Genomic DNA, 26,536 nt, shown 5'->3' with positions numbered 1-26,536 from the left:
AAGATGAGATAGAAATGTGTCACTATTTACAAGAAGTATACAAAAATATATGAAAGTGTGACTTATTATATGCTGTTTTAGAAATAGACCCCATCTGCATATAGAATAAGTCAAGTTAGACTATTCTACAATAAAACGCTTACATGTTATATTTGTGACAGAAATGCGATCGCACATCAACCAGTAAACTGAATTTTGAGTCTTATACGAGACTAAATAGGTTTACAAACTGCTTTATTTTGGCTATAGGTAGGATAAACTTGCAGATTTTATAGGAGGAAATAATGAAAAAAGAAACAAGTAAGTTTACGAAAAAAGTCATCCTTGGTCAGCTTCTTATCTGTACCAGTTTTTTGGTATGGGCAGGACAGACCGTTGCAGCAGAGGAAGTGTCTTCGGGAGAATCAGTAGCAATCAACAATGATGTTCCCCCTACTATTGAAGCAAAACCACTTGTGGAAGCTACTCCATTAACTGAGATAGAAGCTTCAACTCCAAAAGAAAAACAGGAGGAACCAAAGGTAGTTGAGAAAAATGTGATAGAAGGAAAAGAGCCGACTACCAACAGTCAGCACTTGATGGCTTCAGAATTGACGACCATTCCTTCGGTTGCCATAAAAAATCCAGAGAAAGCAACGGATGGTGTGGCTTACGGTAGTTCAGATGATGCCAGCAACAATACAAAAATTATTGCAGGTGAAGAAACGGGAGGTGCTGATAATGGCTATTCTCAGTGGGATCATGTCTATGTTCAGTATGACTTTGAAAAGGAAGTTCCTGTCCATGCTGTAAATATTTACCGTAATACCTATGAAAATGCAATCTCTACATTTAAAGATGTTAAGGTCGAGTTGTCCACCAGCGCAGACTTTTCTCCTGAAACTACGAGGGTCATCTTCGAACAGGCAGATGTAGAAGAGACAGTAACAAACAAGGGGAAACCACAAGTTATTCAACTCCTGTCACCGTTTGATGCACGTTATATGCGTATTTGGGGACGGGGGCATTATATCCAAAATACAAACAGTTCCTGGAAGGGATATAGTAATGGCGTTCTCTTCAACGAGATAGAAGTCTTGGCGCAGGTTGAAGCAGACGGAAGTACAAACGAAAATCCACAGACCGAGCTAGTCAATCTTGCCGAATTGAAGAAGCCGTATTTTTATGGAAAAGCTCCCACCAATCCAGAAGCCATTAATGATGGCAAATTTGATGAGAATTATACTACTCAGGAATCAAAAGGCATGGGAGCCTATCTCCAGTATGAATTTAAAAATGTCTACACTATCGAGGAAATCAAGGTTCAATTAGCTCCAGGGACCTATTCTCATTTTCGTGTAGATTTAGATGATGATTACAATGCAGGGAACACCTATAAAACAGTTTATCAAGCAAGCAATCTTTCTGTGAATGAAGGGGAGATTTTGACGATTGCGGTTCCGAAAGGCTCTAAAGCAAGATACGTTCGATTTACAGGGGAATCTGCTGACGGAGAAGCACTCCGTTATTCAGAAATCCAAATTATGGGACATGGAAAATCATATGATGAAGCCGCACCTGAATACCTTCCGCCAAAATCTGATTACGATACCTTAGTCTGGTCTGATGAATTTGACGGAGATAAGATTGACGAAAGCAAGTGGCAGATTATTGATGGCATGTGGAACCACGCAGCTATCTACAATCGGAAAGCTGTTTCTATTAAAAAAGAAGGAGACAAGAGCTATTTATCTATTCGCACTACCAATCATAATACGACAGATGAGCTAATAAAAGCAGTTGGTTTGGACCGCTATAATGATACGAAATTGCCAGAAAAAGTAACCTGGTCATCTGGCCGTCTAGAATCTAAGGATAAATATTCTTTCCAATTTGGTCGAATGGCTGTTCGAGCTAAGGTAAATGACTCTAAGGGAATCTGGCCGGCTATTTGGATGTTGGCACAGGATGAGACTGGGCATGACGAAATTGATGTTTTGGAATATCTAGGGCAAAATCCATGGGAGGCATGGACAACCAATCATTTTGGCATTCTAGCTAAAAATAAGGAATCTCACGGTGTACCGATTAAGAATTATGAGGCCTGGAGTCAGGAATTCCATGTCTATGAAGTAGAGTGGACTCCAGATGTTATCAAATGGTATATTGATGGAAAATTTGTTTTCCAAACCATGCGTGGTAAGGATAGGGATGGTATGCACACCCGCCCTATGTTCCCAATACTGGAAACCCAAGTTGGTGATGGCTGGGTTGGTGACGTTGACTACAGCAAAAATATGACCAAGCAAGATAGTGAATACCTGATTGACTGGGTACGTGTTTACCAAAAAGCAGGACAAGATAAGGTTTACTTTGATAATCTAGACGATGCAACTGCTAGTGACTATACAATTAAACCAAGTGAGAAACGTGGTCAATTAGTATCAGTTTCACACGGTCAGGCTGCGTATGAAAATAAAAATAACTTTTATTATGGAGGGCAACCACGTTACGAAACAAGTCGTCTATATGCAGATGGTCAAGGTGAGAATGCACTCATTTATAAGGTGAATGATCCAAAAGCAGTCCATCTTACAACTTATTATAAAACCTTGGAAGATTATGCAGTATACAATGATAAGGCATGGGCCAAGGAAGGAAAATCTATTCGTAAACACTTGGTTGGAGCAGCTGAAGGGGCAATTGATTTTACCGTCTATTCATCTGTTGATGGGAAATCTTGGAATAAGGAAACAACAAGCGTAGTTGATAACTTTGTAGAGGCGACACCAGCCTATGCACGTACGACATTTGATATTAGAGACATCCGAAGAGGAACCAAGTATATCAAGATTGTCTTTCCAGAATTATCAGGTATATCCTATAAATTGGAAAGCGGAGCTGAAAAAGCAGTGGTTGCTAGTGATGTTCAACTGGCAAAAGTTACCTTTGTAGCTGCAGACCCGAGTGCAGAGCCAGAAAAACCGATTGTTGACGAACGTAAATTAAGTTTATCCAAAGTTTTCTCTCTAGATGCTGGCCGTAAATATTTCTCAGTTGACCAATTAAAAGAGATTGTTGATTTGGCTTCTTATTATGGTTATACAGATTTGCACCTATTGGTGGGTAATGATGGCATGCGATTCCTATTGGATGATATGGAATTGACGGTTGGTGATAAGACCTATACCAGCGATGCGGTGAAGCAGGCCCTTATCAATGGAAATAATCATTATTACAATGATCCAAATGGAAATTATCTTACCCAGGCAGAGATGGATGAACTGATTGCTTATGCTAAGGCAAGTAATGTTCGTTTGATTCCAGCTGTAAATAGCCCGGGACACATGGATGCTATTTTAGAAGCCATGGAAGAGCTTGGTATCCCATCTCCTAAATTTACTTACAACGGTAAAACTTCTGCGCGAACAGTTGACTTAAATAACAAAGAAGCGATTGCTTTTACCAAAGCATTAATTGATAAATATGCTGGATATTTTTCAGATAAGGCCAAAATTTTCAATATCGGTCTGGACGAATATGCAAATGATGCTACAAATGCGTCGGGCTGGCGCATCCTTCAATCTCAGGGAGACTATGGCAAATTTATTCAATATGCCAATGATTTAGCAGCTATCGTCAAGAAGCATGGTCTAGAGCCAATGGCTTTCAATGACGGTATCTATTATAACCACGATACTAGTTCAGGTACTTTTGACAAGGACATTATTGCTTCTTTCTGGACTGGTGGCTGGGGAGGATATGACGTTGCCTCATCTAAGTTTCTTGCTGACAAAGGCCATAAGATTTTAAATACCAATGATGCTTGGTACTATGTTATTGGACGTGAAGCAGAAGGTTGGGGATGGTATAATCTTGATCAGGGTCTGCGTGGAATTGAATCAACACCACTGGAAGTTGTTCACAAAAATGAAAACTCAGAGATACCGGTAATTGGTAGTATGGTTGCTGTCTGGGCAGATGAACCAAGCAAAGAATACAGTTATGATTCTGTTCATCGCCTCATGTACGAGTTTGTAATGGCGAATCCAACTTACTTTTTAGCTGATTATGTTGATTTGCACGAAGAAATTGGTAAGCTTCCTGCTGATTTGAGTGATTATAGTCCAGAGAGCGTAGCAAACTTAAAAGAGGTTTTAGACAAGATTGACTGGAAACTCAGTAAAAATAACCAGGCATTTGTAGATGGTTATTTAGCAGAGGTAAAAGCTGCGCGTGAAGCGTTAGTTCCTCTGCCACCATTAGTGACAGCAAAAGGAGATAGCGTCAAAGCGGAGCCCTTACCAGTAGGGCAGTTACCTTTGATTACCACTAAGGGAAAAAGTGTCCAAGCAGAACCACGTCCCGCCTTTAAGGGATACCTGACACCAAACTATGGTCCCTCTGTCACGCCTTTATCCCTTGTATCAAAACCAAGCAGTGAGCAGTCAAATTCCAAGCAAGCAGCTTCTCAGAAGAAAGAATTGCCAAATACAGGCGCAGTAGATGGTCTTGGATTCACTCTTCTTGGACTTATCGGCCTAGCAGCTGCTAGTCGTCGGAGGAAAGCAACAGACGGTAAATAAGTATTGTTTACAAATAACACCATCCCAGAAGTTAAGTTGGGATGGTGTTATATTATATCTTAAAAGCGTCTTCAAAACTTTGATATTCCTGATAAAGGTGCCATTGGATGAGTGTTGACTGTTGTAAAAAGGCATCATCAACTCGAAGTAACTGCTGCTGATACAGTAAAAGGAACTTTTTAAGGTTTTGTTTAGACCATCCGATTTCTTCTCCTTGTTGTAGGACTGGCAGGAGAGATTCTAAATCATCAACTAAGTAGGAAATTTGCCATTTCTTTAAATGATTTATAAACAAAGGGATTTTTTGAGCGAAATATCGAGAGGATAGCGTTTTGTAGATACCGTTATGCTCAATAGAGGTAATCAATAAATATAGTTCGTTCCAAGATTGTATGTTTTGTTCGGAATAGTTGGGAACACAGCGAAATCTTTCGATTTTAAAAGAAAGTTTATTTTTGTATTGAAGGCGGTAAAAGATAATCTGATTTGCAAAGTAAAAGTTAGGAATATCTCGCAGTGCTTCTTTTAAATGATTATCACCTAGGGAAAGTTTTGCGTTATAAGTGGCTAAGAAAGTCATAAAGGCAATAAAGAATGTTAGACCTAAAAAGCCATATTGAATGGGAAAACCTGTCAGGATGGAATAATGGATTAATAAAAGACACGTACCGCTAATTAGCGGATGTACTCGCTTATTCAAGTAACGTAATGGCTTCACTACCTCTTCAACTTCGGGAGAACCAAGGTATTTATAGTTAAAGAGTAGACTCAGCTGATTCCATAGAATAATAAAGAAAAGGAAGCGGTAGTCATAATCAAAAATACTAAGTAGGTAAGTGAATAGTGTAAATAGTATCAGATAGATAGTCGTTACATTATGACGAGATTTAGATGGGATAAACTCGGTCTTAGTAGTTTGGAATAATAAGTAGATAGCTAAGGCGTAAGCAAATCCTCTAAAGATACTGGTAAGACTAAAAACATGGTATTCAAAAATATCCAGAGATGCACCTATAAAGCTAGGAATCATACATAGAGCAATAATGCCTCCTAGTATATACAAATGCCTATTAAAATCCTTCTGAAATACAGGTTCGTAGTCTAAGGAGCATCTCCTTTTTTGTAGACGATTTAGGACCCGCAAGGTCAAGAAGGAACCCCAAATATTGCTGAGAAGGAAGCTGATTTGTTCATCTCCCAGTTCAATTGTAGTTCCCGTAAGACAGGTAAGAGAAATAAGCAAAGTGAGTAGAGATAAGAATTGCGCAATTCCAATAAATATTGATAGTGCTAATAATAGTCGGTTATCATTTTTATTTTCGAATTGAGCTCGCCGCGTTTTGCACCATTCTAAAAGATAGGCTCTGTTACTTGCTTTACGACAAGATTTTGCTCGTCGCTCAATGAGTCGTATGACTCGAATATCATATATTGAATCAAGGATTGATTCGTTCAATTGCTCGAGTATCAAAGCCATCTGACTTGGATGATATGATAGTAGGGCCTTCCAGCGTGCATAGGAGCGATTTGTGCTAGAAGCTAAGGTTGTTAATAGAGTGTGTACATCTAGCATGTCCTACCAACTTTCCTCTAGTCCATCTAGCTGGTTTTCAAATATTTTGTTAGCTTTCGCGATGCGTTTTGCATCTTGGGTCTCAATTACTTTTTCATATCGCTGAATACAGTTCATCAAATAATCACGCTGTTCGGCTAATAGGGTCCGGAATAGACGTTCTGCGCGTGCTCGTAATAATTGGTAATGTTCACTATCTCGAGGATGGATTTTCAAAGAAGCTAGTTTTGCTCTTTTTTCCAATATTTCTTCGGCGGATAGCTGTTGTCGATCACGTAGTATTGTTTTGTTGTACACTTTTCCGGTAGAAAGAACGGTAATATCTACATCGAGAATACCGTTTATATCATAGGAGAAGCGGCAGTCTATTGCTTCATGTTCTTCATGATTTACAGGGATTGGAATATCCAAGGAACCGAGAAGAAGATTGGTGTCGGCTTGGTAGTTTTCTCCTTGATAAATGGTAAATAGAACATGTTGCTGCCCTAATTCATTCGTCCAGTAGCGTTCGACGTAGGAGGCAGGAAGTGTTGTATTTCTTTCTATTATGGGTGAGAAGACATTTCCAACAATGGCAGTTCCTAATGTAAAAGGACAAATGTCTGTTAACACAACATCTTTGATACCCTTGTCACGTTTTTTAATACCTGTTACAATACCACACCCCATAGCTACGGCTTTATCCTGATCAACTTTAACGGAGATGGGACGTTTGAGCAGAAAAATTAGATAGTCTTGAATGAGTTTCATTTTAGTTGAGCCGCCAACTAGGATGACATCGGTCAAGTCTTCAGCATGTATCTGGGCATCTCGTAGGGCATTTTGAATAGGGGCATTCATTTTTGCAAGGAGAAAACGACAAATCTCCACATATCGTTCCTTGGTTAATTTATACACATGAAGACTATCGTTGATGTTTACAGACATTCGAACGCTATCTTCCTTATTGAGGGCTAATTTTGCTTTTTCAGCTTCCTGGTAAAGAAATCCCATTACCTCGTCAGACAAGTCTGATTTTTTATAAGGAAGATTTTGGATGAAGTCTTCAACAATTTGTTGAGTGAAGTCTTCCCCACCTAAGTGGTTTTCTCCAGCAACCGATACGATTTCAATAACATTGGCAAAAGCATCAACAATTGAAATGTCAAGTGTTCCCCCACCGAAGTCAATAATCATATAAGTGGCATCTTCTTCTCGACTGTGGTGGAGAGCAAGGGCGGCAGCAGATGGTTCATTGATAATTCGTTCAATTTTGACACCTGCTAAGTGACCAGCAATTTTTGTTGCTGCGCGCTGATCATCGCTGAAATAGGCAGGGACGCTGACAATAATTTCATCAACCTTTTCACCTAGAAATTCTTCGGCATCTTCAATCAATTTTTTCAATATGAAGGCGCTAAGCTCCTCAGGTAGATACATCTGATCACCTAGAGGCAATTTTTTCCCAGTTCCCATTAGGCGTTTGAATCTTGATTGTGTAAGATGAGGATGACTCATCAACCGTTCTTTAGCAAATTTTCCTACGATGATATCTCCGTTGTCAGATAAACCGACTACAGAAGGTGTTAAGAAATCGCCCAAATTGTTGGGAATGAGTTCTACCTTATTATTACGCCATGTTGCAACTAGTGAATTTGTTGTTCCTAAATCGATTCCAATAATCATACTAATCTCTCCGTTGATAAACCTTTTTGAGTCTCAGGATTATTTAATCCTATCCAATAAATGTATCCAGCCAGTTCATTTAAACCATAATTTTGACAGAGTTGAACAAGTTCAATACGGTGTTTCCAAGGGCCAAAGAAGTAGTAGTTTAAAAGATGGGCTGTTAGTTTGTTACAGAATTGTTCATTGGCTACAAAATAGCGGAAGTCATCACTGCGAAAGGCTTTCAATAGTAAATAAAAATCGCTTACCAATTCGAGAGAAGACAATAATTTTGCTAAATACTCTTCTGCTGCTAGTGCTATTGATTCTGTATCGGTACTAAATTGATCTTCTAATTGCTTTTGTTTATCTTGTGATAGATAAAGAGCTAGTTCATCTAACCCCAGTAGTTCACACTGCTCAATGACCTTTTTGCGTTCAAATTCTTCCCCGTAAAAAGTAAGCTGACTGAGTTCAGCAATTAGTTGCTTTTGTATTTCTATATCTCTGATATGGAAATTGAATTCATCGGAAAGTAAAATTTGATATAGAAGATGGTAGTAAGGGGAGTTTTTGCAGGCAGTTTTTATATTGTCTACAAAGTTGGTATTTTCAAATAGTTGGTTGTTGGCAGCGATAGTTTGTTCGCTTGCTTCCTGTTCGGGAATTTCTTCCGAATGTGAGAAAGTATAGAAATCAAAAGTGGAATGAGAAATATCTTCAGTTTTATTCTCGTTGCGATCATCAAAGAAATCGAACGATGTCGCACTCTGCTGATTTTCAAGGTTACTTTGTTCTCCAAACTCAGTAAATGTTTGTTTTGGCTTTGGTCTTGCTTGCTTAGCGTATTGTAAGGCTGCTTTATAAGCATGCTGTAGGCGTTTAAAACCTTCGGGGTCTTCTTCAGGATGGACCTTTTTAATCCGTTCAGCGTATGCTAATTTTATAGTACGTTGATCTGTTGTTGCAGCAATTTGCAACTCTTGCCAACAACTTTTCATATTCATTACTCCTTTATGGATACTTAATTTATTATAGCATATTTGTTGCGAAAAATTAATGGGAGTGGGAAAGAACTCGACCAAGATAAAAGAGTTCGTCTTCCCACCCCCCCGCACAGTTGATTAGGCCAGATTTGGAGTGTAAAACACGAACAAATCTGCCAATCAACCACTGCGCTGAGATGTTGACACGAACTCTGAGTAGTGGTCCTGGGCTTGAGCCCAGCCTTATAATTTACTAAAGAAAAATGGTGGAGTAAACTGTTTCAAGTGCTCGAAGCAAGCTTGTGCCCCCTCGACATCTTCACAAATGATGAGACAGACATCGTCACCGCAGACGGTTGCTACAATTTGAGGAATCTCCATGGCATCCAAAATAGAACCGAATGAGTTAGCCAATCCAGGTAGGGTCTTGAGAACCACTTGATGTTGGATAGGTTTTAGCATGACCAGAGCATCTTCCATATAGAGTCGCAGTCGTTTTTCCCAGCGAGTAGGGGCGATGGGGTTGATGACATAGTGAGAAGAATCATCTTCGTTGACTTTGACAAGATTGAGCATCTTGATGTCACGGGAGAGGGTAGATTGGGTGACGGAGACTCCGTTGACCTCTAGTAATTCTTGCAATTCCTGCTGAGTATGTATTTTCTTCTCCATGATTAGAGACAGGATCAGCTGATGGCGACTTTCAATCTTGTTCATAGGGCCCTCCTTGAGATATAAGGAAAATAAAATCTGAACTCAGAATAATTTGGTGATAACAGCCTATTGAATAAACATTGCATCCCCAAAACTAAAGAAGCGGTAGCGTTCTTCAACAGCATGTTTATAGGCATCTAAGGTAAATTCTCTACCTGCAAAGGCAGAAACTAGCATAACCAAAGTAGATTTTGGTAGGTGGAAATTGGTTGAGAAGGCATCAACGATTCGGAAGGTGTAGCCAGGTTTGATGAAGATATTTGTCCAACCAGAATCAGCTTCCAAACGGCCATCAAATTTATTACCGATGGTTTCGAGGGTGCGGATGGATGTTGTGCCGACTGCGACGATACGCCCACCGCTATCTTTGACCTGATTGAGTGTTCGAGCAGCTTCAGCTGATAGGTTATAGAATTCCGAGTGCATTTCATGCTCATCAACGTTATCAACAGAGACTGGTCGGAAGGTCCCAAGCCCAACGTGAAGAGTCAAATAGACTAGTTTCACTCCTTTAGCTTCGATTTTTTTGAGTAATTCTTGGGTGAAATGTAGTCCAGCAGTTGGAGCTGCGGCAGAACCGTTTTCCTTGGCATAAACTGTTTGATAGCGTTCACGGTCTTCTAATTTTTCATGAATGTAAGGTGGAAGTGGCATTTCGCCTAGGCTTTCCAAGACTTCAAGGAAGATACCTTCATAAGAGAATTCAACAATTCTTCCACCGTGTTCTAATTCTTCTACGATAGTAGCAGTTAATCGTCCGTCACCAAAGGCAACTGTGGTACCGACTTTCAGACGTTTTGCTGGTTTGGCAAGAACTTCCCACTGATCACCTTGGGTATTTTTCAAAAGCAAAAGCTCAACATGTCCCATAGTTTCAGGCTTGTAGCCATAGAGACGGGCAGGCAGAACACGTGTATTGTTCATGACCAGAGCATCACCGGGATTCAGCTGGTCGATGATATGGTCAAAGTGACTGTCAACCATGCTCCGTTTTTCGCGGTCGAGGATTAATAGTTTAGAGCTGTCGCGCTTTTCAAGGGGAACTTGAGCGATAAGCTCTTCGGGTAAATCAAAATCAAAATCTGCAGTATTCATATTCACTCCTTAGACTAAAATAAAATATAGGTAAAATAAATCAATAGGGCAAATGGCAAAGCCACCAATAAACTACCAATCAGGTAGAAAATAAACTTTAGGACCTTTGATTTAGAAATAAAATAGCCAGTAAGGCAGAACAGAACACCAATAAAAAATAAGTAAAAAAGCACATCTGTCATAAATGTATTATATCATAGTTAGACACTTAAGTCTTGATGGATGGGAAGAGAATTAAAATTATTCGTGTTGATGTAATACTTTATAAGTATAAATTCTTGACAAAAATTGGTCTATACCATATAATAAAGAAAAACAATAAATGGTATAGACCAAAGAGGTGCGCTATGAAAATTCATGTAGTAAACAATCAAGTTGAAGGAGCAAATGTAGCATTAGACATTTTGAGAGAAAAATTGAACGGAGGTGCCAAGGTATTAGGTCTGGCAACAGGCTCCAGTCCGTTAGAATTTTACAGATTGATTCGTGAGTCGGATTTAGACTTTTCGGATGTGACATCTGTAAACTTAGATGAGTATGTTGGTTTAGGTGAGGAGAGCGACCAATCCTATATCCATTTTATGAAGGAAAATCTTTTCAATGATAAACCGTTTAAACAATCTTATTTACCGAATGGTTTGGCGACAGATGTAGCTGCTGAAACAGAACGTTACAATAAAATTCTGGCTGAACATCCAGTTGATTTCCAAATTTTGGGTATCGGTCGCAACGGCCATATCGGTTTCAACGAACCAGGTGCTCCATTTGATGGTCAGACCCATCTGGTTGAATTGGCGCCATCAACCATTGAAGCCAATGCACGCTTCTTTGACAATCCAGAAGATGTACCAAAACAAGCTATCTCAATGGGCATCGCCAATATTATGGTAGCCAAGACCATTGTCCTCATGGCTTATGGTCAGGAAAAAGCTGACGCCATTAAGGCGACTGTGGAAGGTCCTGTGACAGAAGATGTCCCAGCAAGCGTCCTCCAAAACCATGACGATGTCGTTCTTATCCTCGACCAAGCCGCAGCGAGTAAATTAGTGTAGTATGTTGTAAACGATTATTCTTAGACATAAAGTTGGTTGTAACAGTACAATAAGTATAATTTCTGAATGAATCTAGGTTCTTTTTCCATTATGAATTTGACAAAAATTGTGAAAAGGCATGTAACTTATATTTTTAAGGGCATGCCTTTTGCTATTCTGATAATCCATATCAGTTGTTATATATTGAATGGATTATAACATAAAGTTGGATGTGAGAGAAACTTTCAACAAGAGATATTGCTATCCTTTATCATGTTGAAAATTGATAGGGACAAGTGAAATGAGCGAAACAGTATCATTTTCTCTACGTTTTGTATAACGTTTTCATTTTTTCAGGTAGTTTTCTGGTTTTTATATAATCTTTTTTTAAAGTTGGTTTTTGAGTTATTTTTTTGTTCTATACTGTTACTACGTTTCCGATAGGAGGAAGCAAATATCTATACAAAGGAGATGTTTCATCATGAAACATATTGTAACAAAACGTAATTATAGAGTTGGCGCATGCGCTATGGCACTTGCATTGCTGATGACTACTGCAGGTGGTGCAGTTGTAAATGCAGATCAGCGCCTTGAGTCACCGGCTGGCTTCGTACAACGTGGTGATGTACTTCTAAAATTGAAAGAATCAAACCAGACTTTCAATGAAGGAGAGGTTAGTAATTTAGAACTTATCAACTCACCTATGCCTCAAGTAGCCCCTTCTGTACAAAAATCATGGTTTGGTTCATTTTGGGGTGGTGTAAAAACATTCTGGAATGCATTATGTTGTTCTGTGGGACTAACTGGGCTCAAAGTTAGTAAATAACATAGAGTTATAATCTTGTAATATTTAGTCAATTAAATTTGCAAATCCTTCATACCTTCATTAATCTTTCTTAAATTTTTAATTTTCTATATATTACCCTCTTAAAAATCTTTTTCATCTATACATTCATAGCTTTAATAATATAACTCAAAATAGTATGCCCTCTGTGAAAATAGAGGGTTTTAAATTTTTTAGAGATATTCTTTTTTTATTGTTTCGCTTATTCGAGACAAGGTTCTCTTGAACGGATCGTATCCTATTTCCTGATTTTTATATTAATATTTTTATTTTTTGGAATTTAATGGTTTTTTATCTAATCTTTCTCTAAAGTTGGGATTTACGTTATTTTTTTGTGCTATACTGGCACTACATTGTCTAAAAAAAGGGCGAATATTGTATAAAGGAGACATTTCAAAAATGAAACGTATTGTAACAAAACGTAGTTATAAAGTTGGTCTGTGTGCTATGGCTCTTGCTCTTCTGATGAGCACTGCAGGTGGCGTAACCGCTGGTGCAAAAGATTACCATGTCACTTCATCTGGAGAACTGAAACCAATGAGCGAAGGAGTGTTTATGAAATTGGAATCTTCATCTAATTTCATTGAAAATGAAGGAATCGTGGTGAAATCTATTAGTAATCAAAATACTAATCCAAATAATTTGAACGAGTCTTGGTATTGGAAATTTTGGGACAAAGTTAAACTGTTTTTCAAAAGATTTCGTGAAGGTTTCGGTATACAAAGATTATTTGGATTTAAGTAGTCAATAATTAAAGTGTTATTCAAATGTTCATAATCTTGTAATATTTAGCACAATTAATTTATAAACCTTCATATTAAAAAAACTACTACTTTGTAAAAGGAGACGTTTCATGAAACGAGCTAATTCAAAACTAGTAGCTTTAACACTCATTACAACTCTTGCAGTTACCTCTGTTATTGGGACAACGGTGCATGCTGAGGAGAAAGTAACTGCTGATCAGACTGTAGCAGGAAAACACAAACCGATTACGGATGAGCAGCTTCAAAAAGCGATTGGAGATAGAAATCCAAATAATATTAAGATACAAGCTAAATTTGAAAATACCAAGTTCAAAAATCAAGAGATAAGTATTATTGGAACAGTTAAAACACAACAGCCAAAGACTCCTGAAAACTCTTCATGGTTTTGGGATCTTTGGAATCGTTTTACAACTTTTGTCAAAAATATTTTTAGCTAAGATTTCTATTTTTTATTGACTTCATATGGATAGAGAACAGTGATTCATGTGAGCTTTTATTCAAATGAAAAGCGTATGAAATATTGGAGAGATCTAGGCATCTAAATTAGAGATTGTGCAAGAAATTATGTAATAGACCTAACATTTTTTGCGGATGAGATATTGACACGAATTCCATATTTCTTGAGTCTCGGTTGTAATTTTTCTTAGATAAATTAAAGAGTGAAAAGTTTAGGATATTGTAATTGTTCTAAACTTTTTTTATTGCATTGATAAAAAATACAGTCTTTGTATAACAGGTATATTCTTGTATTTTTTAGTGAAAAAAGAAATAAATTGACAAAATTATGGTAAAATATGGGTTGATTTAAAATTAATCAGTTAATGAATGGAATGAGTTCGAAGTAAGTCAAGATTGACTAGACATTGTATTTAAAGCAATTCGCAGAAATAAGAGATGGAAGGAGATAGAACATGCAACATCCAGTTGTACGATTTATCTGTAGAACCCTGTTCTATTTTTTTATATTGTTACTACTTTTGTATCTGTATAGTTATTTAGACATTGGACAGGGAGGATTTATCTATAATGAGTTTTAAGGAGGAGAGTATAAAAATGATTAGCAGCATGTTAGAGCGGGTAGAGCATTTTGCAACAGAAAATCCTGACTACCCTGTCTACCATTATCTAGGACAGTTGTATAGTTATGGGGATTTAAAGGCAGATTCAGATTCTTTAGCAGCCCATATTGATAGTTTGGATTTACCAGCAAACTCTCCTGTCCTTGTTTTTGGCGGACAGGAGTACCAGATGTTGGCAATCTTTGTTGCTTTAACCAAGGCTGGTCATCCGTATATCCCTGTAGATAGTCATTCTGCTTTGGATCGGATTGAAGCCATTCTGGAAATAGCAGAGCCGAGTTTGGTGTTTGCGGTAGTAGACTTTTCGCTAGAGACAAGTTTGCCAGTGCTTGGTTTGTCTGAAGTTGAAGCCATTTTTGAGAAGAAATCGACTTATCAGTTGATGCATCCTGTAAGCGGAGATGATACCTACTATATTATCTTCACTTCTGGGACGACGGGTAAACCAAAAGGGGTGCAAATTTCGCATGACAATTTGCTCAGCTTTACTAACTGGATGATAAGGGATAAGGAGTTTGCGCTACCAGAGCGACCACAAATGTTGGCTCAACCTTCCTATTCGTTTGACTTGTCGGTTATGTATTGGGCTCCGACGCTTGCCCTTGGTGGGACCTTATTTGCTCTACCGAAAGAGTTGACTTTGGATTTTAAGACCTTATTTGCAGCTATTCAAACTTTGCCATTTAAGATTTGGACTTCGACACCATCATTTGTAGATATGGCTTTGCTATCTCGTGAGTTTGATGGGGAACATTTACCAGATTTGACGCATTTCTATTTTGACGGAGAGGAGTTAACTGTAAAAACAGCTCAGAAGCTCCGCGAACGTTTTCCAAAAGCTGTGATTGTTAATGCTTATGGACCGACCGAAGCTACAGTCGCCTTATCAGCAGTTGCCATCACTGATGAGATGCTGGTGAATTATAAACGTTTGCCGATTGGTTATACCAAACCAGACTCGCCAACTTTTATTTTGGATGAGGATGGTCAAGTAGTATCGAATGGTCAACAGGGAGAAATTGTTGTATCAGGTCCTGCTGTCTCTAAAGGGTATTTGAATAATCCTGAGAGAACCGAGGCGGCATTTTTCCAGTTTGACGGCTTACAGGCCTATCATACTGGGGATTTGGGTGTAATGACAGATGAAGGTCTGTTACTCTATGGCGGACGTATGGATTTCCAAATTAAATATAATGGTTATCGTATCGAGTTGGAAGAAGTTGCCCAACACTTAAATAAATCGACCTACATTGAGGCTGCGGTGGCTGTTCCACGTTATAATGCTGACCATAAAGTGCAAAATCTGTTAGCTTATGTTGTTCCTAAAGCAGGGATTATGGAGCAGTTCGATCGAGAGTTGGAGTTAACCAAGGTTATCAAGCAGGAGTTAAAAGAACGGATGATGGATTATATGATGCCTTCGAAGTTTATTTATCGAGACAGTCTTCCTTTGACTGCAAATGGGAAGATTGATATTAAGGGGTTGATCGCTGAGGTGAATGCTCAATGATGGAGTTTTTCAAACAGCTACCTCAGTTAGAGCCTTATGGAAATCCATTGTACTTTTTCTATCTAGTCTTGGCGCTAGTACCAATTTTTATAGGACTCTTTTTTAAAAAACGTTTCCCCTTGTATGAAACAGGTGTTAGTTTAGCCTTCATTGTCTTGATGTTTACAGGTACAAAGACAATGCAGTTGCTGTCTTTATTGGCCTATATTATTTGGCAGACAATGTTGATTTTTTTCTACAAGCATTATCGTCAACGGGCAAATCGAAGCTGGGTCTTCTATATAATCGTGTGTTTAGCTGTTTTTCCGTTGACTTGGGTAAAGTTGGCACCGACTTTTAGTCAGCATGGGGCAATTTTCGGTTTTTTAGGTATTTCTTATTTAACGTTTCGGTCGGTCGGAATGGTGATTGAAATGCGGGACGGTTTACTAACGGAATTTAGTTTGGGAAGTTTTTTGCGATTTTTGCTATTTATGCCAACTATTTCGAGTGGTCCTATTGATCGTTATAGACGGTTTACGGAAGATTACAAACAAATTCCAGAGCGAACTGAGTTATTAAATATGCTCGATCAGACTGTGCATTATATTATGATGGGCTTCTTATATAAGTTTATTCTAGCCTATTTTATCGGGCATACTTTACTGGAGCCTTTAAAGGCAGTAGCCTTGGATCAAGGTGGATGGTTTAACTTACCTACTATTGGAGTTATGTATCTCTATGGTTTTGAATTATTCTTTGACTTTGCAGGCTATTCCATGTTTTCCATAGGTATTTCCAATCTTATGGGTATTCGATGCCCAATTAACTTTGATCAACCGTTCAAATCGCGTGATCTTAAGGAATTTTGGAATCGATGGCATATCAGCTTATCTTTTTGGTTCCGTGATTTCGTCTTCATGCGTCTGGTTAAGACTTTGTTGAAACATAAGGTTTTCAAAAATCGAAATACGGTATCTAATGTTGCCTATCTGCTAAATATGCTCTTGATGGGCTTGTGGCATGGTGTAACATGGTATTATATTGCATATGGTCTCTTTCATGCTTTGGGGTTGATCATCAATGATGCTTGGATTCGTAAGAAGAAATCAATTAATTTAGCTCGAAAAAAAGCTGGGCAAGAACCACTGCCCGATAATCGTTGGACGAGTTTCGCTGGTATGTTTGTGACCTTCCATACGGTCATGTTCTCTTTCTTGATATTTTCAGGATTTTTAGATAAATTGTGGTTCAAGTAGACAATAGGTAACGATTGTATGAATCGTAGAAAGGAATATAAAATGGATGTAAAAGAAACAATATTGAATATTATCGAAGAATTATTTATGGAAGATGTATCTGAAATGATGGATGAAGACCTATTTGATGCGGGTGTTTTAGATAGTATGGGTACTGTAGAACTTATTGTGGAGTTAGAAAGTCGTTTTAATATTACAGTTCCAGTTTCAGAGTTTGGTCGTGAAGATTGGAATACAGCTAACAAAATCATTTCTGGTGTTGTGGAGTTGATGCATGCGTAAGCAATTGTGGCAGATTTTTGGGCCTGTGATTTGTGCAACGTTTTTAGTTATTCTCACCTTGTTGTTTTTCCCGAGTTCTTCTCGGCCAAATTTCAAAGAAGAAAAACAAGATGCAGTAGCATTGTCTTATATTAGTTTTAAGAGCAAATATAAGAAAAATAGGGCTCTGGGAGACAAAAATCATCGTTTTGTTCCTTTCTTTGGGTCAAGTGAATGGTCACGTTTTGATAGTATGCATCCGTCAGTGTTGGCAGATGCCTATCAGAGAGAGTATACTCCCTATTTGTTAGGACAACGTGGTGCAGCTTCGCTGACACAATATTTTGGCATGCAACAGATTGGGGCACATTTAAAAAATAGTCAGGCTATCTATGTTGTTTCTCCTCAATGGTTTTCACCCAAAGGGGCATCATCCAAGGCATTTGAACAATATTTTAGTAGTGATCAAGCCACTCATTTTCTGCAAACAAGTGCTGGGGATGACTATGATAGATATGTAGCAAAGCGTTTCTTAGAGCTTAAATCAGACTGTAGTTTGACAGGAATGTTTCAAAAAGTAGCTAGTGGTAAGGAATTGTCGAAATGGGATAGAGAGCAGTTGACCTGGCAAGCCTATTTATTAGAAAAGCAAGATGCCTTATTTAGTCGCTTTGCTGATTCTGGTAGTAATTTAGGATTGGTAGAAACGGAAGCGATGAAACTTCCAGAGACTTTTTCCTATGACCGCTTGAGTAAAGTGGCTAATGAGGACGGGAGTCGTTCTACTCAATCAAATGATTTCCAAATTGATGATAGGTTTTATAGAAATCGTCTTCAGTCAAAAATCAAAAAACTCAAACAATCCCAGACAAAAATATCTTATCTGCAATCACCGGAGTACAATGATTTTCAGCTGGTTTTGAATGAATTTGCTAAACATCAGACCGATGTACTATTTGTAATTCCCCCGGTTAATGAACGTTGGATGAACTACACTGGTCTCAATAAAGATATGTATCGGGCAACAGTAGCAAAGATTAAGTACCAGTTGACCAGTCAAGGTTTCAATCATATTGCTGATTTGTCGGAGCAGGGGGGGATAGATTATTTTATGCAAGATACGATCCACATCGGTTGGCAAGGCTGGCTGGAGCTCGATAAGTATATCCACCCATTCTTGACAGAACAACAGGCACCTGTTCATTATCAGTTAAAAAAAGAATTTTTGACTTCCGAATGGGCTGCATATAAGGGAGATTTAAACTTATTTTTGAAATAGTTAGATACAGTTATAATAAAAAGCAAGAAGGCTTTGAATTAGGAAGTCTCCTTGCTTTTTTTGTACGAATCCCGAGAAAAACTTGTTTTTAGTCCAGAGAGAAGTGAAAGAGGCTTAAAACGTACGAAGGCGACACGTCTACAAGATAATTACTATAGGTTACAAGAGAGTCCAGATTTGCAGGAGTTAAATAGACTTCTAGGAATTAAGTGGAATCGGAGGCTAAAGTTTGAGGAATTTAGTAAAACCTACTTGCCTTTAGTTTTCAAGTGTCCAGTCCAAGTCAGGGCCGACTGGGACAATACCTGTTGGGTTAATGGTCTTATGGCTACCGTAGTAGTGTTGTTTGATATGGTCGAAGTCCACCGTTTCTGCAATACCAGCATGATTGTAAAGACGTTTGGTATAGTTCCATAGGTTTGGATAATCAACCAAGGCCTTGATATTGCACTTAAAATGCCCAAAGTAAACTGGATCAAACCGCACTAATGTAGTAAAGAGACGAAGGTCTGCTTCCGTTAATTGATTGCCCACCAGATAGTCCTTGTCTGCCAAATGCTTTTCCAATTTATCCAAGGCGGCAAAAAGGTTCTTGACCTCTTTTTCATAGACTGCCTGGTTGGTTGAAAATCCAGCCTTGTAGACGCCATTGTTGATGTTTGGATAGACAAAGTCATTCATGGCATCAATCTCCGCTTGCAGGTTTGCTGGATAGTAGTCATCGTAATTTCCAGTAATATCATTAAAAGCAGAGTTAAACATGCGCATGATTTCAGCAGATTCATTGCTGACGATGGTATTTGTTTCTTTGTCCCAAAGGACAGGAACGGTCACACGGCCAGTGTAATTTGGGTCTGCTTTCAAGTAAACTTGATAAAGATAGTCGCTGTTAAAGAGGGAATCCTTGATAACACCAGGTCCGTCCGCGAAAGTCCAGCCATTTTCTAACATGAGGGGATGGACGACAGACAAGGAAATATGGTCTTCCAGACCCTTCAATTTTCGCATGATTAAGGTCCGACTGGCCCAAGGACAGGCCAAAGAAATGTAGAGATGGTAACGTCCAGATTCAGCCTTAAAACCACCCTCACCTGTCGGTCCTGCTTGTCCATCAGGTGTAATCCAGTTGCGAAATTGCGTGACAGTACGGACAAATTTACCGCCTGTTGACTTGGTGTCATACCATTGATCCACCCATTTACCATCTTGTAAAAGTCCCATGAATTTTCTCCCTTACTGAAAAAATAGGAAATTCCATTATGGATTTCCTTTGTAAAAAAATATATCACTAACTAGTATTGTAAAGGTTTTTTAAAAAGAGTCAAGCCATATGATTTGTGATACAATAGTCCCATGAGATTAGACAAATGTATGGAGGCGGCTCAGATTGGCTCGCGCAAGCAAGTTAAAAAACTTTTCAAAGCCCAGCAAATCAAGATTAACGGACAAGCAGCTCAAAGCCTAAGCCAGATTGTTGACCCAGAACTCCAAGAGATTCAGGTGGCAGGGCGAAAAATCGAGCTAAAAGGCTCGGTCTACTATTTACTCAACAAACCAGCAGGAGTCGTTTCTGCTGTGACAGACCAGGAGCATCAGACAGTCATCGACTTGATTTCTTCGCGAGACAGTAGGGAAGGTCTCTACCCCGTCGGTCGCCTGGACAGGGATACCGAGGGCCTAGTCCTCATTACCAACAATGGTCCGCTCGGTTATCGTATGCTCCATCCCAGCCACCATGTGGACAAGGTTTACTATGTGGAGGTTAACGGCCCCTTGGGTCCAGATGCCCCGACATTTTTTGCTTCAGGTGTTACCTTTTTGGACGGCACTCGTTGCCAGCCCGCAGATTTGACTGTCTTGGAGGCTTCTTTGGACCATAGCAGAGCGACCATCAAGCTGGCAGAAGGTAAGTTTCATCAGGTCAAAAAGATGTTTTTAGCCTACGGTGTCAAGGTCACTTATCTCAAGCGGATTTCCTTTGGAGGTTTTGAGCTGGGGGATTTGGAACGAGGTGCATACAGACAACTCACTCCAAATGAATTGGAACATTTATTCACTTATTTTGACTAGAGTAGGATATATAATGAGCATTTATAATTTTACAGTACAAAAACAAGATGGTACAGACCAGTCCATGGCTGATTATCAAGGACAGGTGCTTTTGATTGTCAATACGGCGCCAGGTTGTGGGTTGGCACCTCAATACAAGGAACTACAGGAGTTATATAATTGCTATAAAGACAAAGGTTTTGTCGTGCTCGATTTTCCTTGCAATCAATTTTTAAATCAGGCTCCCGGTTCTGCTGAAGAAATCAATCAGACCTGCAGTTTAACTTATGGAACAACTTTTCCTCGTTTTGCTAAAATTGCTGTGAATGGATCTGAAGCTAGTCCGCTATATCGCTATCTTAAGAAAGAAAAATCGACCTTATTAGGAGGTCGAATCGAGTGGAATTTTACCAAGTTTTTGGTGGATAGACAAGGGCGTGTGGTCAAACGCTATTTACCAACGACTAGTCCATTAAAACTTAAAGAGGATATTGAACTTTACCTAGAAAAGTCATAACCACCCGTGAAAACGGGTGGCTTGTACACCGGCTATAAGCCGTTTCTCTCCAGCGACGTCTAAAGACGTTCGCTGAACTTCGTTCAGGTTAGTGCTATAATTACTTGACTAATGCCCGTAACAACGGGCTTTTATCTTGTTCTAAAACTGCCATCTGAAAATGGATCTTCATACTCTTTGACACTCAATTTATCAAGTGCAATGTCATTTTTCTCCTGCTCGCGAATGTATTTCGCAACTGTCTTTTCGTTCAGCCCAACGATACTAACATAGTAGCCTCTAGCCCAAAACTTTCGATTTCCATACTTATATTTCAAATTAGCGTGTTTATCAAATATCATTAGAGCACTTTTACTTTTCAAATATCCCATAAAATCGGAAATCGAAAGTTTTGGGGGTATCAAGACAAGCATATGAACATGGTCTGGCATCATGTGTCCCTCAATGATTTCCACGCCTTTGTATCGACATAGATGACGGAAAATATCAATTAAGTCTTGCCTTATTTTATAGTAAATGGATTTTCTACGGTACTTAGGTGTGAAAACTATGTGATATTTGCACATCCATTTGGTATGTGATAAACTGTAACTGGTTTTAGCCATTTCTTTTTCCTCCTTTATCTAACCTGAACAATTAGATTATATCAGGAAAAAGAAATGGAAGCTCAAAGCCTTGTCAGCCACCAGCATAGCTGGTGGTTTTCTTGTTATGTGACTTTTAGTCCGTCACGCTCCGTAAGGTGCGTGACAAATAAACCACCCGCTATGCGGGTGCGCGACGAAGGTTATACCAAAAAACTCCAAACGCGATACAATAAAGGTGTTCAAGCCATTGTAAAGCGAGAGGAGAAAAGTATGGCACAAAAGGCACATAGTTTATCACATACAAAGTGGTTGTGTAAGTACCACATTGTCTTCACCCCTAAGTATAGACGAAAAATCATCTATAATCAATATCGAAGTAGTTTGGGAGAAATATTCCGACGTTTGTGTAGTTATAAAGGCGTAGAAATTATCGAAGGACATCTGATGCCGGATCATGTTCATATGTTAGTCAGTATTCCTCCGAGATTAAGTGTATCAAGCTTTATGGGTTATTTAAAAGGTAAGAGTGCTCTTATGATGTTTGATAAACACGCCAATCTCAAATATAAATTTGGCAATCGTCATTTCTGGGCAGAGGGATATTATGTAAGTACGGTTGGACTTAATGAAGCCACAATTAAGAAATATATACAAGAACAGGAAAAACATGATATAGCACTTGATAAATTAAGTGTAAAAGAGTATGAAGATCCCTTTAGGGATAATGGCAAGTAGTACGAATGCCTCTTTAAGAGGCTAGTGACGAGTCAAAAGCAGTGAGGCTTGAACAAAGTGAAAGCCAGCGTCTTTAGGCGCTGGCTGGTGATGTGGGCTTATAGCCCTTGTTCAAACCACCCGTTTGACGGGTGGTCATGATTTTTCTCTACGAGAAAAACTGGCTCGAAGCCATAATAATAAGAAGGCTGGAGTCATCTAGCCTTCTTGTTTTAGTAACCAAAGAAAATAGGGGGCGCCGATAAGGGAGACGATGATGCCGGTTGGGATGCCTGTTCCGACAAGTAGTACTCGTCCTATGGTATCCGCTAGAAGTAGAATGAAGCTTCCTATTATCATAGTAGCTGGAATGATGACACGATGGTCATTTCCTAACCATTTACGCACAATGTGACCAGCAATGAGACCGACGAAGGTGATATTACCAACTAAAATGACACTAAGAGAGGCTAGGGCGGTAGCCAATACCAAGGTAATCCGCCTTTCACGCTGTAAGTGGAGTCCCAAAGCCATGGCTGTCTGGTCGTTTAGATTCATAATATTGAGTGAGCGACTTCGACTAAACGTTGCCAGCCATATCAAGAGAAGAAGAGGAGTATAGATTGCGATAGTTTTCCAATCTCCACCATTTACTCGACCACTGAGCCACTGGACAATGTATTCCATCTTAAAGTCATCTAATTGGCTGATGATGCTAACCATGATACCAGATAACATGCTCGAAATTCCAACTCCCGTGATAATTAAGCGTGCAGGATGGATGCCGTACAGCTTCTTGCGTGCAATCCAGTAAACTAGAAAAATGGTTAATCCACCGCCCATCATAGCAAATAGAGGCATGAGACTCAATAAGACAGGGCTGATTTTTGAAGAGAGACCGACAAATAATGCCACAACAAGACCAGCTCCAGCGTTGATTCCTAATATTCCAGAATCTGCCAGAGGATTGCGGGTCAAAGTTTGTAGCAACAAACCAGCCAAAGCCAGAGAAGCCCCTCCGATAATGGAGGCGATTATTCTAGGTAAGCGAATTCGCCCAATGATAAGTAGAGTCGATGAACTGGCACGACCACTCATGATGTCAATGAGATCAGAAAAGGATGAATTGCTATAGCCGATAGATAAGGAAAGTAGGAAAATGACAAATAAAAGGATTAGTAGGAATGTGAATATTTTTAGAGAGTTGTGATGTCTTATCAAAAGTGTTTCTCCTTTCTAATCAACCATAGGAAGCAAGGGAGACCAATGATACTGATGACTGCGCTAATGGGAGTTTCAACAGGTGGATTGATAGAACGGCAAACCAAATCTACCCAGATGAGGAAACTAGCCCCTGCAAAGGCAGTTAATGGCAAGAGTAGCTTGTAATTTTTCCCTGTAAACATGCGGATAAAGTGAGGAATAATGAGCCCGACAAAAGAAAGTGAGCCCACAAGAGCTACCGCAGAAGCTGAGAGTAGAAGGACAATTCCCAACAAAATCAAGGTCATCAGTAAGGTTCGTTGCCCTAGATTTTTAGCAATGGTTTCGTTGAGGCCCAGGATGGTCAGCTGATGTGAAAAGAGTTGAGCAAGGATGAGACCAATGATGATAAGAGGAGCGATGATGGCCAGCATCTTCCAGTTTACCTGTACCAATCCCCCTGCTTGCCAGCCAATCACTGCAGTTGATAAACCAAAGTAGATAGTAATAGCCTGACCAATAGCAGAAAATAGACTTGCTACCATGGCACCAGATAAAATTAACCGTAGTTGATTGTAGCCTTTTTGTACCTGATAAGCTAGACCAAAGACTAGACCAGCTGCCAGACAGGAGCCCAGTAAACATATTAATAAAATTTGACTGTAGTGCAAACCACCAAATAGAGCATAGGCAACAATGAGAGCAAGTCCTGCGCCAGCATTGATTCCTAATAAGCCAGGATCAGCAATCGGATTGCGTGTAATTCCTTGCATCATTGCCCCAGCTTGAGCCATGGCAGCTCCCACCAAGATGGCGGCTACCATTCTAGGCAGGCGTAAATCGATGATAACATCCTGAGCGGAAGAATCTGTCAGTGGATGCTTTAGGGTTTCTATCAGTTGTTGGTGGCTATAAGAAATAGCTCCAAAGCGTAAACTAAGATAGACTCCAGCTATGAAAGAAAGACAGATGATGAAAAAAACAAGCCAAATATTCTTTGGCTTTGTTTTGGGATAATGAGAACTCGCTAGTTTGTTCATATATCCAGTCCTTTTACTGAAGTTTTTGAATTGCTGAGACAAAGGCGTCAATTTGTAAATCTAAAGACATCGGATCGGAGAAGTAGAAGAGGTTATAGTCTATCTCGATGACGTGACCATTCTTTACAGCAGGTAGATTTTTCCAAATATCACTTTCTTTGAGAGAGGCAGCTGCTTCTTTTGTTTTATCATTGACGTTAACAAGCACATAGTCGCCAACATATTCTGGAAGAGCTTCTTGAGATACCCCAAACCAGCCTTCTTTATTGATGATGTCTTCTTGAACCTTTGCAGGAGCGACAAAACCGAGAGCGCGATAGATTAATTCTCCACCACGACCAAAGTTATTACCATAAAGGAAGATGTTCTTATCGAAGAAGTCCATGACGGTAAATGTTGAACTTGTATCAATCAATCCTTTCAATTCCTCTTTCGCAGTAGCAACTTTCTTATCCCATTGATCTAACCAGGCTTGTGCTTCCTTTTCTTTTCCAAAAATCTGACCAATATCTGTCAGCATTTTCAAGTAGTCACTCTTTCCATAAGTGATTTCAATAACTGGAGCAATTTCTTTCAGTGTTTCTAAGTTATCATCACCAGCAAATACTAGAATGACATCTGGCTTTTGTGCGGCAATCGCTTCTGTATCTGCCGTTGTCAATTGTGGAACATCCTTTAGTTTGTCTCCAAATGCAGGACTATTTTTTTCTAAATCTAGACTATAGCTAGATACATCAATTCCTAATTGTAAGAGATAGCCTGTGTAAGAGTAAGCAAAGTTGACAACTTTTTTAGGATTTTTTGGAATGTCACCGTGGTAAGTAATTCCTTCAATCTTTGGCATGCTAGACAATTCTACGTCTGTTGAAGAGGAAGAGGTAGAACAAGCTGTTAAGAAAACCAGCCCAACAAATAAACTAAAAATAGCTAAAAACTTTTTCATTTTTTCTCCTTATTATTTTTTTAAATCGTAAGTTAGCAAAATAGGGTAATCTTGACCAGCAACCTGCATCAATTGAGGGTCAATGCTAAAAATGTCCCTCAGTATCTCAGTTGTCATAATATTGGACACAGACCCATGGTAGCGAATATCTCCCTCTTTCATGGCAATCATATAATCTGAAAATCGAGCTGATAAATTGACATCGTGAAGGACCATCACAATGGTTTTCTGTCGGCTTTGATTCAGTTCTTTTAAAAGTTCTAAGACTTCCAATTGATGATTGAGATCAAGATAGGTTGTTGGTTCATCTAAGAAAATGGTATCCGTATCTTGGGCAAGTGCCATCGCAATCCACACACGTTGCCTCTGACCACCTGATAAATCATCAACTGGTAACCTAGCGTAGGGAGCGGTCTGAGTGACCTCCAAGGCCCAGTTGATTTTCTCTCTATCCTGATCAGTGAGATGCCCCAGCCCATTTTGATGCGGAAAGCGACCATAGGAGACTAGTTCATAGACGGAAATCCCTTCAGTCGCTTCTAAGACCTGAGGGAGCAGGGCCAATTTTTTTGCGACTTCTTTGGTTGGCAGTTGTGAAATGGCTTGTCCATCTAAATAGATAGCCCCTTCTTGAACAGGGATAATCCTTGTCAACGCCTTAAGCAAGGTCGATTTTCCACAGCCATTGGCACCAATGATCGTCGTTATATTTCCTTTTGGAATACTTGTTGATAATTCATCAATAATAATCCGATTGTCGTAAGAGACTTGGATATTTTCCGCTTGAATAGAAGACACAAACTCCTCCTTTCCAGAATATGATTCATTAATAATTTGTTCCGACCAGTATTATATCAAAAAAATTTACCAAAACAAAGAGTTTTCTGAAAATTTTAA

Annotated in this window: 24 protein-coding genes; 13 read left to right on the top strand and 11 right to left on the bottom strand. The window is 39.2% G+C overall.

Annotated elements, in window-relative coordinates; all coding sequences use genetic code 11:
- Positions 1-284: 284 nt before the first annotated feature.
- Positions 285-4,565: a family 16 glycosylhydrolase gene (locus tag ODU46_RS01245; protein WP_398579105.1), complete on the top strand. Its 4,281-nt coding sequence runs from the start codon at positions 285-287 to the stop codon at positions 4,563-4,565.
- 52 nt (positions 4,566-4,617) lie between these two features.
- Here the strand turns inward: ODU46_RS01245 and ODU46_RS01240 are convergent, their stop codons facing one another.
- The 5 genes from ODU46_RS01240 to queA all read right to left on the bottom strand — a co-directional run bounded on the left by ODU46_RS01240 (position 4,618) and on the right by queA (position 10,580).
- Positions 4,618-6,138 carry a hypothetical protein gene (locus ODU46_RS01240; RefSeq protein ID WP_398579104.1) on the bottom strand — a complete coding sequence of 507 codons (1,521 nt, stop codon included), beginning with the start codon at positions 6,136-6,138 and terminating at the stop codon, positions 4,618-4,620.
- Between the two features lie 3 nt (positions 6,139-6,141).
- Positions 6,142-7,803, bottom strand: coding sequence for an Hsp70 family protein (locus tag ODU46_RS01235; RefSeq protein ID WP_024411622.1), 1,662 nt, complete (start codon positions 7,801-7,803; stop codon positions 6,142-6,144).
- On the bottom strand, positions 7,800-8,786 hold the full coding sequence (locus tag ODU46_RS01230) for a hypothetical protein (protein ID WP_398579102.1): 987 nt from the start codon (positions 8,784-8,786) through the stop codon (positions 7,800-7,802). Before ODU46_RS01230 ends, ODU46_RS01235 begins: the two co-directional genes overlap by 4 nt.
- Before the next feature lie 228 nt (positions 8,787-9,014).
- On the bottom strand, positions 9,015-9,488 hold the full coding sequence (locus ODU46_RS01225) for an arginine repressor (protein ID WP_002941715.1): 474 nt from the start codon (positions 9,486-9,488) through the stop codon (positions 9,015-9,017).
- A 63-nt stretch (positions 9,489-9,551) separates the two neighbouring features.
- Positions 9,552-10,580, bottom strand: a complete 1,029-nt coding sequence (gene queA, locus ODU46_RS01220) for a tRNA preQ1(34) S-adenosylmethionine ribosyltransferase-isomerase QueA (protein WP_044671593.1) — start codon at positions 10,578-10,580, stop codon at positions 9,552-9,554.
- Positions 10,581-10,927: 347 nt separating this feature from the next.
- Here queA and ODU46_RS01215 point away from each other — a divergent pair, with 347 nt between their 5' ends.
- The 9 genes from ODU46_RS01215 to dltD all read left to right on the top strand — a co-directional run bounded on the left by ODU46_RS01215 (position 10,928) and on the right by dltD (position 18,586).
- A complete protein-coding gene (locus tag ODU46_RS01215) occupies positions 10,928-11,632 on the top strand; it encodes a glucosamine-6-phosphate deaminase (protein ID WP_398579101.1) in 705 nt (234 codons plus the stop codon).
- Positions 11,633-12,092: 460 nt separating this feature from the next.
- Positions 12,093-12,437: an SSU0592/SSU0593 family protein gene (locus ODU46_RS01210; RefSeq protein ID WP_105119446.1), complete on the top strand. Its 345-nt coding sequence runs from the start codon at positions 12,093-12,095 to the stop codon at positions 12,435-12,437.
- Positions 12,438-12,854: 417 nt separating this feature from the next.
- Complete coding sequence (locus ODU46_RS01205; RefSeq protein WP_105119445.1) at positions 12,855-13,199, top strand: SSU0592/SSU0593 family protein; 345 nt, start codon at positions 12,855-12,857, stop codon at positions 13,197-13,199.
- Between the two features lie 109 nt (positions 13,200-13,308).
- On the top strand, positions 13,309-13,656 hold the full coding sequence (locus tag ODU46_RS01200) for a hypothetical protein (protein ID WP_105119444.1): 348 nt from the start codon (positions 13,309-13,311) through the stop codon (positions 13,654-13,656).
- Between the two features lie 474 nt (positions 13,657-14,130).
- On the top strand, positions 14,131-14,256 hold the full coding sequence (dltX, locus tag ODU46_RS01195; RefSeq protein WP_002937209.1) for a teichoic acid D-Ala incorporation-associated protein DltX: 126 nt from the start codon (positions 14,131-14,133) through the stop codon (positions 14,254-14,256).
- Between the two features lie 16 nt (positions 14,257-14,272).
- Positions 14,273-15,808 (top strand): D-alanine--poly(phosphoribitol) ligase subunit DltA, encoded by a 1,536-nt coding sequence (gene dltA / locus ODU46_RS01190; protein ID WP_398579100.1) that lies wholly within the window; start codon positions 14,273-14,275, stop codon positions 15,806-15,808.
- Positions 15,805-17,046 (top strand): D-alanyl-lipoteichoic acid biosynthesis protein DltB, encoded by a 1,242-nt coding sequence (gene dltB / locus ODU46_RS01185; protein ID WP_398579099.1) that lies wholly within the window; start codon positions 15,805-15,807, stop codon positions 17,044-17,046. Before dltA ends, dltB begins: the two co-directional genes overlap by 4 nt.
- Positions 17,047-17,088: 42 nt before the next feature.
- Positions 17,089-17,328, top strand: coding sequence for a D-alanine--poly(phosphoribitol) ligase subunit DltC (gene dltC / locus ODU46_RS01180; protein ID WP_002937198.1), 240 nt, complete (start codon positions 17,089-17,091; stop codon positions 17,326-17,328).
- Positions 17,321-18,586 carry a D-alanyl-lipoteichoic acid biosynthesis protein DltD gene (dltD, locus tag ODU46_RS01175; RefSeq protein ID WP_398579098.1) on the top strand — a complete coding sequence of 422 codons (1,266 nt, stop codon included), beginning with the start codon at positions 17,321-17,323 and terminating at the stop codon, positions 18,584-18,586. Before dltC ends, dltD begins: the two co-directional genes overlap by 8 nt.
- A gap of 258 nt (positions 18,587-18,844) precedes the next feature.
- On the opposite strand, the gene ODU46_RS01170 is transcribed toward dltD, so the two are convergent.
- A complete protein-coding gene (locus ODU46_RS01170; RefSeq protein ID WP_398579097.1) occupies positions 18,845-19,807 on the bottom strand; it encodes a glutathione S-transferase family protein in 963 nt (320 codons plus the stop codon).
- Between the two features lie 132 nt (positions 19,808-19,939).
- On the opposite strand from ODU46_RS01170, the gene ODU46_RS01165 reads away from it, so the two are divergent.
- Together ODU46_RS01165 and ODU46_RS01160 are read left to right on the top strand one after the other, a co-directional pair.
- On the top strand, positions 19,940-20,656 hold the full coding sequence (locus ODU46_RS01165; protein WP_398579096.1) for a pseudouridine synthase: 717 nt from the start codon (positions 19,940-19,942) through the stop codon (positions 20,654-20,656).
- A 13-nt stretch (positions 20,657-20,669) separates the two neighbouring features.
- Positions 20,670-21,152 carry a glutathione peroxidase gene (locus tag ODU46_RS01160; protein WP_398579095.1) on the top strand — a complete coding sequence of 161 codons (483 nt, stop codon included), beginning with the start codon at positions 20,670-20,672 and terminating at the stop codon, positions 21,150-21,152.
- Positions 21,153-21,283: 131 nt separating this feature from the next.
- Here ODU46_RS01160 and tnpA (ODU46_RS01155) read toward each other — a convergent pair whose 3' ends face one another.
- Positions 21,284-21,757 (bottom strand): IS200/IS605 family transposase, encoded by a 474-nt coding sequence (tnpA, locus tag ODU46_RS01155; RefSeq protein ID WP_398579094.1) that lies wholly within the window; start codon positions 21,755-21,757, stop codon positions 21,284-21,286.
- 252 nt (positions 21,758-22,009) lie between these two features.
- Here tnpA (ODU46_RS01155) and tnpA (ODU46_RS01150) point away from each other — a divergent pair, with 252 nt between their 5' ends.
- Positions 22,010-22,474, top strand: a complete 465-nt coding sequence (tnpA, locus tag ODU46_RS01150; RefSeq protein ID WP_029172398.1) for an IS200/IS605-like element ISSsu4 family transposase — start codon at positions 22,010-22,012, stop codon at positions 22,472-22,474.
- Between the two features lie 198 nt (positions 22,475-22,672).
- On the opposite strand, the gene ODU46_RS01145 is transcribed toward tnpA (ODU46_RS01150), so the two are convergent.
- The 4 genes from ODU46_RS01145 to ODU46_RS01130 are packed head-to-tail and all read right to left on the bottom strand — an operon-like array spanning position 22,673 to position 26,437.
- On the bottom strand, positions 22,673-23,674 hold the full coding sequence (locus ODU46_RS01145; protein ID WP_053866960.1) for an iron ABC transporter permease: 1,002 nt from the start codon (positions 23,672-23,674) through the stop codon (positions 22,673-22,675).
- Positions 23,671-24,696 carry a FecCD family ABC transporter permease gene (locus ODU46_RS01140; protein ID WP_398579093.1) on the bottom strand — a complete coding sequence of 342 codons (1,026 nt, stop codon included), beginning with the start codon at positions 24,694-24,696 and terminating at the stop codon, positions 23,671-23,673. The genes ODU46_RS01145 and ODU46_RS01140 overlap by 4 nt, the downstream gene beginning before the upstream one ends.
- A 13-nt stretch (positions 24,697-24,709) precedes the next feature.
- On the bottom strand, positions 24,710-25,639 hold the full coding sequence (locus tag ODU46_RS01135) for an ABC transporter substrate-binding protein (RefSeq protein WP_398579092.1): 930 nt from the start codon (positions 25,637-25,639) through the stop codon (positions 24,710-24,712).
- A 12-nt stretch (positions 25,640-25,651) separates the two neighbouring features.
- Positions 25,652-26,437, bottom strand: a complete 786-nt coding sequence (locus ODU46_RS01130) for an ABC transporter ATP-binding protein (RefSeq protein ID WP_336372453.1) — start codon at positions 26,435-26,437, stop codon at positions 25,652-25,654.
- Between the last annotated feature and the right edge of the window lie 99 nt (positions 26,438-26,536).

Origin of the sequence: Streptococcus sp. 2020WUSS089, assembly GCF_044427405.1 — a bacterium.
GTDB classification, from domain to species: domain Bacteria; phylum Bacillota; class Bacilli; order Lactobacillales; family Streptococcaceae; genus Streptococcus; species Streptococcus hashimotonensis.
The sequence above is the reverse complement of the archived record's forward strand: the minus strand, read 5'-3'. Positions and strand labels throughout refer to the sequence as shown.

Bases quoted from the DNA above. Each gene is read 5' to 3' on its own strand.
- ODU46_RS01245 (WP_398579105.1), top strand. From the start codon at position 285: ATGAAAAAAGAAACAAGTAAGTTTACGAAAAAAGTCATCCTTGGTCAG.
- ODU46_RS01240 (WP_398579104.1), bottom strand. From the start codon at position 6,138: ATGCTAGATGTACACACTCTATTAACAACCTTAGCTTCTAGCACAAAT.
- ODU46_RS01235 (WP_024411622.1), bottom strand. From the start codon at position 7,803: ATGATTATTGGAATCGATTTAGGAACAACAAATTCACTAGTTGCAACA.
- ODU46_RS01230 (WP_398579102.1), bottom strand. From the start codon at position 8,786: ATGAAAAGTTGTTGGCAAGAGTTGCAAATTGCTGCAACAACAGATCAA.
- ODU46_RS01225 (WP_002941715.1), bottom strand. From the start codon at position 9,488: ATGAACAAGATTGAAAGTCGCCATCAGCTGATCCTGTCTCTAATCATG.
- queA (WP_044671593.1), bottom strand. From the start codon at position 10,580: ATGAATACTGCAGATTTTGATTTTGATTTACCCGAAGAGCTTATCGCT.
- ODU46_RS01215 (WP_398579101.1), top strand. From the start codon at position 10,928: ATGAAAATTCATGTAGTAAACAATCAAGTTGAAGGAGCAAATGTAGCA.
- ODU46_RS01210 (WP_105119446.1), top strand. From the start codon at position 12,093: ATGAAACATATTGTAACAAAACGTAATTATAGAGTTGGCGCATGCGCT.
- ODU46_RS01205 (WP_105119445.1), top strand. From the start codon at position 12,855: ATGAAACGTATTGTAACAAAACGTAGTTATAAAGTTGGTCTGTGTGCT.
- ODU46_RS01200 (WP_105119444.1), top strand. From the start codon at position 13,309: ATGAAACGAGCTAATTCAAAACTAGTAGCTTTAACACTCATTACAACT.
- dltX (WP_002937209.1), top strand. From the start codon at position 14,131: ATGCAACATCCAGTTGTACGATTTATCTGTAGAACCCTGTTCTATTTT.
- dltA (WP_398579100.1), top strand. From the start codon at position 14,273: ATGATTAGCAGCATGTTAGAGCGGGTAGAGCATTTTGCAACAGAAAAT.
- dltB (WP_398579099.1), top strand. From the start codon at position 15,805: ATGATGGAGTTTTTCAAACAGCTACCTCAGTTAGAGCCTTATGGAAAT.
- dltC (WP_002937198.1), top strand. From the start codon at position 17,089: ATGGATGTAAAAGAAACAATATTGAATATTATCGAAGAATTATTTATG.
- dltD (WP_398579098.1), top strand. From the start codon at position 17,321: ATGCGTAAGCAATTGTGGCAGATTTTTGGGCCTGTGATTTGTGCAACG.
- ODU46_RS01170 (WP_398579097.1), bottom strand. From the start codon at position 19,807: ATGGGACTTTTACAAGATGGTAAATGGGTGGATCAATGGTATGACACC.
- ODU46_RS01165 (WP_398579096.1), top strand. From the start codon at position 19,940: ATGAGATTAGACAAATGTATGGAGGCGGCTCAGATTGGCTCGCGCAAG.
- ODU46_RS01160 (WP_398579095.1), top strand. From the start codon at position 20,670: ATGAGCATTTATAATTTTACAGTACAAAAACAAGATGGTACAGACCAG.
- tnpA (WP_398579094.1), bottom strand. From the start codon at position 21,757: ATGGCTAAAACCAGTTACAGTTTATCACATACCAAATGGATGTGCAAA.
- tnpA (WP_029172398.1), top strand. From the start codon at position 22,010: ATGGCACAAAAGGCACATAGTTTATCACATACAAAGTGGTTGTGTAAG.
- ODU46_RS01140 (WP_398579093.1), bottom strand. From the start codon at position 24,696: ATGAACAAACTAGCGAGTTCTCATTATCCCAAAACAAAGCCAAAGAAT.
- ODU46_RS01135 (WP_398579092.1), bottom strand. From the start codon at position 25,639: ATGAAAAAGTTTTTAGCTATTTTTAGTTTATTTGTTGGGCTGGTTTTC.